The organism is uncultured Campylobacter sp. (assembly GCF_937997465.1).
Lineage (GTDB): Bacteria > Campylobacterota > Campylobacteria > Campylobacterales > Campylobacteraceae > Campylobacter_A.
On record NZ_CALKTQ010000219.1, the window covers coordinates 1 to 6,978 of the forward strand.

General features: G+C 42.4%; 8 protein-coding genes. 7 read left to right on the forward strand and 1 reads right to left on the reverse strand.

Annotated features, from left to right (window positions below; all coding sequences use genetic code 11):
• From Q0546_RS07340 to Q0546_RS07370, 7 genes are all read left to right on the forward strand, one after another.
• Positions 1–386, forward strand: a 386-nt coding sequence (locus Q0546_RS07340; protein ID WP_298791789.1) for a hypothetical protein, incomplete at its 5' end; no start/stop codon positions are given.
• Complete coding sequence (locus Q0546_RS07345; RefSeq protein ID WP_298791790.1) at positions 386–2,035, forward strand: terminase TerL endonuclease subunit; 1,650 nt, start codon at positions 386–388, stop codon at positions 2,033–2,035. The genes Q0546_RS07340 and Q0546_RS07345, both read left to right, overlap by 1 nt.
• Complete coding sequence (locus Q0546_RS07350; protein WP_298791792.1) at positions 2,022–2,357, forward strand: phage head closure protein; 336 nt, start codon at positions 2,022–2,024, stop codon at positions 2,355–2,357. Before Q0546_RS07345 ends, Q0546_RS07350 begins: the two co-directional genes overlap by 14 nt.
• 578 nt (positions 2,358–2,935) lie before the next feature.
• Entirely contained in the window at positions 2,936–4,756 is a 1,821-nt protein-coding gene (gene thrS / locus Q0546_RS07355) for a threonine--tRNA ligase (RefSeq protein WP_298791794.1), read from the forward strand.
• A 172-nt stretch (positions 4,757–4,928) separates the two neighbouring features.
• Positions 4,929–5,444: a translation initiation factor IF-3 gene (infC, locus tag Q0546_RS07360; RefSeq protein ID WP_122872973.1), complete on the forward strand. Its 516-nt coding sequence runs from the start codon at positions 4,929–4,931 to the stop codon at positions 5,442–5,444.
• Positions 5,441–5,836, forward strand: coding sequence for a polyphosphate kinase (locus Q0546_RS07365; protein WP_298791806.1), 396 nt, complete (start codon positions 5,441–5,443; stop codon positions 5,834–5,836). The genes infC and Q0546_RS07365 overlap by 4 nt, the downstream gene beginning before the upstream one ends.
• Before the next feature lie 120 nt (positions 5,837–5,956).
• Positions 5,957–6,346, forward strand: coding sequence for a hypothetical protein (locus Q0546_RS07370; protein WP_298791808.1), 390 nt, complete (start codon positions 5,957–5,959; stop codon positions 6,344–6,346).
• Positions 6,347–6,562: 216 nt separating this feature from the next.
• On the opposite strand, the gene Q0546_RS07375 is transcribed toward Q0546_RS07370, so the two are convergent.
• Positions 6,563–6,889, reverse strand: a complete 327-nt coding sequence (locus Q0546_RS07375; RefSeq protein WP_298791810.1) for a hypothetical protein — start codon at positions 6,887–6,889, stop codon at positions 6,563–6,565.
• Positions 6,890–6,978: the final 89 nt, after the last annotated feature.

Sequence of the window (6,978 nt, forward strand, 5' to 3'; positions counted from 1 at the left end):
GGGGAGTTTCTAAATTCCCTCCAGGGCAAAACCACAAGGGGGTCAATATGGCAAAAGTAAGAAAAATATCAAGTAATGACGAGCTAGACGAGCTTATCAAGCTTGCGCCGCAAAGTAGACAAAAAGTGGCAAAAGATTTGGTAACCGAGTTAAAATTTATGAATAAAACTATGCAAAGACTCAAAGAAGTAGTGGAAAACGGCGAAATTTTAGAGGAATTTAATCAGGGCAAACAAAGCTTTATTAGAGAGAATTCCGCGCTAAAAAGCTACAACACGACCATTCAGCGGTATTCGCTAGTGTATAGGCAGCTTATGGAGCTGATAGATAAAAATCCGTCTCCAGCCGACGATAGCGAGCTGATAAATTTTATCTCGAGCAAATAATGAACTTCATAAAAGAGTATTATCGCAAAATTAAAACGGGCGAAATATTAGTCAGCAAAAGAGTAGAAAAAATTTACGACAAGCTAATAAACGACATGAAAGACAAAAGCGGCCAGTATAAATTCGACGAGAAAAAAGCTTTAAGGCCTATCGAGTTTATAGAGAAATTTTGCAAACACTCAAAAGGAGAATGGGCCGGCAGTCCGCTAAAGCTAGATCTATTTCAAAAAGCTTTTATCTCTGCGCTATTCGGCTTTGTGGATAAAAAGACGGGACTAAGAAAATACAAAGAGGCCTTTTTTATGGTGGCTAGAAAAAACGGTAAAAGCTCTCTATTAGCAGGCCTTAGTCTTTATATGCTGATCGCAGACGGCGAAGCGGGCGCGGAGGTTTATTCGGTAGCTACCAAAAAAGAGCAAGCCAAGATCGTATTTGACGAAACCTTAAATATGGTAAAGCAAAGCCCGCAACTTAGCAAATTTCTAAAAAAGAGAAAGAGCGATTTATATTTTTCTCTTAATATGTCCAAGATGATGCCGCTAGGCAAGAATAGCAACACCCTGGACGGGCTAAATTCCCATTTGGTAGTTATCGACGAGCTTCACGGCGTAAAAGACAGAAATCTTTACGAGGTTATGAAGCAAAGCCAATCCGCGCGCCGTGAACCATTGGTAATTATGATCACGACTGCCGGCACGGTCAGAGAGTGTATATTCGACGATATTTACGAATATGCTTGTAATATCGCAGACGGCATTTTCAAAGATGATAGCTTTTTTCCTATCATCTATGAGCTTGATAGCAAAGACGAATGGAAAGACGAGAAAAAATGGATCAAAGCAAATCCAGGGCTAGGAAGTATTAAAAAATACGCCGATTTATCAGATAAGGCCAAAAGAGCAGAAAACAGCCCGAAAGATTTAATCGGCATCCTTACTAAAGATTTTAACATTAGAGAGAGCTCGCGCAACGCATGGCTAAGCTTTGACGTTATCAACAATCCAAAAACCTACGACGAGTCTAAATTTAAGAACGTATACGCCATAGGCGGAGCAGACCTATCAATAACGACTGATTTAACCTGCGCTACGCTAGTAACGATAAGCGACGGCGAAAGGCTAGTTAAGCAGATGTATTGGATACCTAGAGACAACCTGGAGACTAGAATAAAAGAAGACAAGATACCTTACGATATTTGGCACGCAAACGGGCTCTTAAGGCTTTGCGACGGGAACACCATAGACTACTCGGACGTTACGGCGTGGTATTTAGAGCAAGTCAAACAAAACGGGATTACGGTGCTATGGATTTACTATGATAGCTATTCGGCTAGGTGTTGGGTGGATGAAATGCAAACAGAGGGCTTTAAGATGATTGGATGCATTCAGGGGGCTAAAACCCTATCACTACCCTTGCAAATCCTAGGAGCTGATTTGCAAGCTAAGAGAGTAAATTACAACAATAGCCCGATCCTAAAATGGTGCTTGAGTAATACTGGAGTCGTAGAGGATAGGAACGCAAACATAATCCCAGTAAAGAGCAACAATCCGCGCCAAAGAATAGACGGCACGGCATCACTACTAAACGCTTACGTCGGGTTGTGCGAACATTTAACAGAATTTGAAAGGCTTTGCGATGATAAAAGATAAAAAGATCAGTATATTAGGTTACATCTCGACCAGAAATGAATACGGCGAGGTTGAAAAACAGCAGCAATACTTGCTAAAGGATATTTGGGCTTACATAAGGCAACTATCGGCAAAAGAGGCTTACGAGCGAGCGCAAATTCAATCTGAAGCCGAGATTTTATTCGTGGTAAATTACAATGAGGTTTTAAAAGATCAGAGCCTGATCGACTACGAGATCAAATTTAGAGACAACACCTACCAAATAACCGGCATAGACTATTATGAATTTGGCAAGCGAGATATTAAAATTTATGCTAAGCCAAAAGGCAATAATCACAATTAGGTAAGAAATTGGGTAAGAAATATTCTAATTTTAAACCTTAAACTACGATTTTATCGTATGTAAAGCGGTATAGTTTTAGTCCATTCGGGGCCACCATTTCGCTTCTTTTGATTCAAATTTTCAAATTTCGCTTTATCTTTCGCGCCGTAAATCCAAATGTCAAATTTGCAAACTAAAGCCAAAATATATTTATTTTCTAAAATTTAACTCGTTAGCGTCAAATTTGTGCGGGTTTTTTGGGAATAAATTTAAAGATTAAGGCGCAAAGGCAACCACTCCTTTGCGCAATTTGGGAGAAAAATGAATCAAAACAGTGCAAAGACGGGATAAATGCATGATTCATTCGATGAAATATTAGCGTTAGTTTTCTTAAAATATAATAAACTATATTGAGAATATTACCGATTTAACAATATTTAAATTTTAATCAATATATCCTATTATATTCAAAACTCAAATTTGACCGCCGTTTAAACCCAAATCAAATAAAACATTAAGTAAAGCTTAAAAACAATTTAGCTAAAATCAAGCCCAATTCTTTCAGCGTAAGAAAGATGTTTCGATAAAAAGGACGCAAAATGAGCGATATCATCGCATACAAACTGGATGGAAACATAGTCGATACTCAGAGTATCAACGGGCGAGAAAACGCCGCAGAACCGATTTATTTTGACAACTCCCCCGACGCGCTAAACGTCATCAGGCACTCCTGTGCGCACCTCATGGCGCAGGCGATCAAAGAGCTTTATCCGCAGGCTAAATTTTTCGTCGGACCAAACGTCGAGGACGGATTTTATTATGATTTTAAGGTCGATGAGGCCAACAGCAAGCTTAGCGACGAAGACCTGGCGGCAATAGAAGCAAAGATGAAAGAGCTAGCCGAAGCAAAGCTTGACATCGTAAAAGGCAGCTCCACAAAAGCCTTTATGAGCGATAAATTTAAAGACGACGAGCTAAAACAAGAGGTGCTAAAACGCATCCCAGAAGGCGAAGTCAGCAGCTACAAGCAAGGAAATTTCGAGGATTTGTGCCGCGGACCGCACTTGCCAAATACCAAATTTTTAAGATTTTTTAAACTAACGCGAGTAGCCGGCGCGTATCTTGGCGGCGACGAGACGCGCGAGATGATAAACCGCATATACGGTACGGCATTTGCCGATAAAGAGAGCCTAAAAGAGCACATCCGCATCATCGAAGAGGCCAAAAAACGCGACCACAGAAAGCTTGGCGTGGAGATGAAGCTATTTACATTTGACGAAGAAGTCGGCGGCGGCCTACCGATCTGGCTACCAAACGGCGGACGTTTACGCTCCAAACTCGAGCAAATTTTATACAAAGCACACCGCGACCGCGGTTACGAGCCAGTGCGTGGACCAGAGCTACTAAAAGCCGACGTATGGAAAAAGAGCGGCCACTACGCAAACTACAAAGAAAATATGTATTTTACGACGATCGACGAGGCAGAATACGGCATAAAGCCGATGAACTGCGTCGGCCACATCAAGGTCTATCAGTCAGACATCCGCTCGTACCGCGATTTGCCGCTTAAATTTTTCGAATACGGCGTCGTGCACCGTCACGAAAAAAGCGGCGTACTGCACGGGCTTTTTAGAGTGCGCGAATTTGCCCAGGACGACTCGCACATCTTTTGTATGCCAAGCCAAATCAAAGAAAATATCCTAGAAATTTTAAAATTTGCCGGCAAAATAATGGAAAATTTCGGCTTCCACTACGAGATGGAGATTTCGACCAAGCCCGCAAAAGCTATCGGCGGGGACGAAATTTGGGAAACGGCAACCAAAGCTCTAAAAGAAGCACTTGACGAAAACGGCTTTAAGTACGGTATCGACGAGGGCGGCGGCGCATTCTACGGCCCAAAAATCGACATCAAAATCACCGATGCATTGAAGCGAAAATGGCAGTGCGGCACGATACAGGTCGATTTTAACCTACCTGAGCGCTTTGATCTAGGCTACATCGACGCAAATAACGAGCGCCAGCAGCCTGTCATGCTTCACCGCGCGCTACTAGGAAGCTTCGAGCGATTTATCGGCATCTTGATCGAGCACACGGGCGGCGAGCTGCCGTTTTTCGTCGCTCCGACGCAAGTAGTCATCGTGCCGATCGGCGACGCGCACCTAGACTACGCCAAAACCGTTGCCAAAGAACTACGCAAAATCGGCGTAGACAGCGAAATCGCTAGCAAAAACGAGAGCCTAAACAAACGCATCCGCACCGCAGAAAAACAGCGCGTGCCGATGATTGCGGTGCTGGGCGACAACGAAGTGGCAAATAGCGCCATCGCTCTACGCGACCGCACGACCAGAGAGCAAAAAGATATGAAGCTGGATGAATTCGTTGAGCTGCTAAAATCAAAACTCGCCGAGGTAACTTTTTGAAATATGGACCAAAATCCGCTAAATTTGAGCTAGGCACGGCTTTATGCTAAGCCTGGCTCTTACCAAAATCTGCAAAAATTGTCACGGCGCAATAAATTTCTACGAAAAATACAATAAAAACACAATATTTTTGGATATAATCAACAAATTTCAACTTAAAGGAAAAAACTAATTGGCTAAAGAAAACGAAGTGTTGCTCAACGAAGATATCAGAGCGAGCGAAGTGAGATGCGTGGGAGACGACGGCACCGCATACGGCGTCATTCCGAGAGTAGAGGCCTTGAAAATCGCCGAAAAAATGGGGCTTGATCTAGTGCTAATCGCACCTGATGCCAAACCTCCCGTTTGCAAGATAATGGACTACGGCAAATTCCGCTACCAGCAGGAAAAAAAGCAAAAAGAGGCCAAGAAAAAGCAAAAAACGATCGAAGTAAAAGAGATCAAACTCTCCGTCAAAATCGCTCAAAACGACATCAACTACAAAGTCAAACACGCTCTTGAGTTTCTAGAAGACGGCAAACACGTCAAATTTCGCGTATTTCTAAAAGGCCGCGAGATGAGCAACCCTGAAGCGGGCGTCGCAATGCTACAAAAAGTCTGGGAGATGGTAAAAGACGTCTCCGACCGCGATAAAGAACCGCTGCTAGAAGGCCGCTACGTCAATATGTTGGTAACGCCAAAGAGATGAGAAAAATTTGTCTCGTTTGCGCTCTTGCACTAGCTCTGGCTGGCGCGGAGTGCAGTCCGTATCTAAGACTAGCCGTTATCGGCGCAAAATCAGCGCTAAATCAAATAGAAGACGAAAACATAAAGGCTACTGAAGTAAGCTGCAAAAACGATATAATTACCTATGAATACGTCTTTAAAAACTCGCAAAACATAGACTGGGAAGCTATCTCGGACGAATATAAAAAAGAATTTACGTCTACCATGAAAGAGCTTTTGGTGGAGGATTTTTGCTCTGATCAAAATACCCTTATGGTGCTACAAAAAGCAAAAAGTATCGTAATGAACTACCGTATACCAAACGGCGCGCTTTTTAGCAAAGTAAAGCTAACCGCAAAGGACTGCGAGAAATAAGCGGTATAAAAATTACACAAACCGACAAGATCATAAAAACAGACAAAACGCAAAGCAAAATTTGACGACAAATATCTGCTTTTGGATCTCGGTTTTTAAATTTTAAGGCATTTTATAATCATGCAAAAAGAAAATTCAAGCAAGTCAAATCGCTACACAAACGATCAGATCAAAGAAATTTTAAAAATACGTATCGAGCTAGCAAAAGAAATGATCTCCTGCGAAATAGCGGAGCGAGAAACGCTAAAAATCATCTCGACCTACCCCATTCACAATCTAAACTATGACGCCAAGCGAATGCAAAAAACTCTTGTTGGCATAGGCGAATACGGCTTTGGTTGCCCTGCTAACTGGGCGCAAGCACTGCTTGAAATAACGAGCGGCGAAGAGCGAGCGCAAATTTTTAAAGCCCTAAAAGAACAACAGCGACTATATCTCGAAAAAGACGGTAAAAATAACAAAAAGCTAGAAAAAGTCCTTCAAGCCGCCAAGCAAAATTTGACCGAATAAAACCAAAAACAAACTCGGCAAATTTATAAAATATCGCCCGAACCCAAATTTGTAGTCTCACGAAACATACTTACGCGATAACACCAAAGAAGTAAAATTTGATAAATTTGAGCCAGAATCGCTAAAGAATAAATTTCGTATGCGACCTGCCTAAGGCTAAATTTTCACGCCCAAAGCGACCGCATACTTAAAGCTAGAGTTCAGGACAAACCTCGATTACTTGCCGACCTTTTTGCAGCACTCTCTCATGAGGCCACCGCTCTTTTTGCAGCATTGCGCGTAAGCTTGCTTTGAGAGAGCGTCATTTTTTTTCACTCTCTGAGGACCCGCACCACCCTTGCCGTACTCGTATATCACGCCAAGCTCTTTGCAAGAGCCTGCTTCGTTATCGTTATAGTTATAACAAGCTGCCGTGAAATACTGCACCGCGTTAGCCCACTCTCCTCTGGATACGGCTCTCAATCCATCGCCGTACTCTTGGCCGCCTTGTGCCGAAGACAACACCAAACACGCCAAAAAGATCGCTAAAATCAACTTTTTCATGACGACTCCTTTGTGTGGATTTGTAAGGCAATTATACTACAAAAACGCTTTAATGTTTAGAAAATATTTATGTTATATCGTGATTAGAT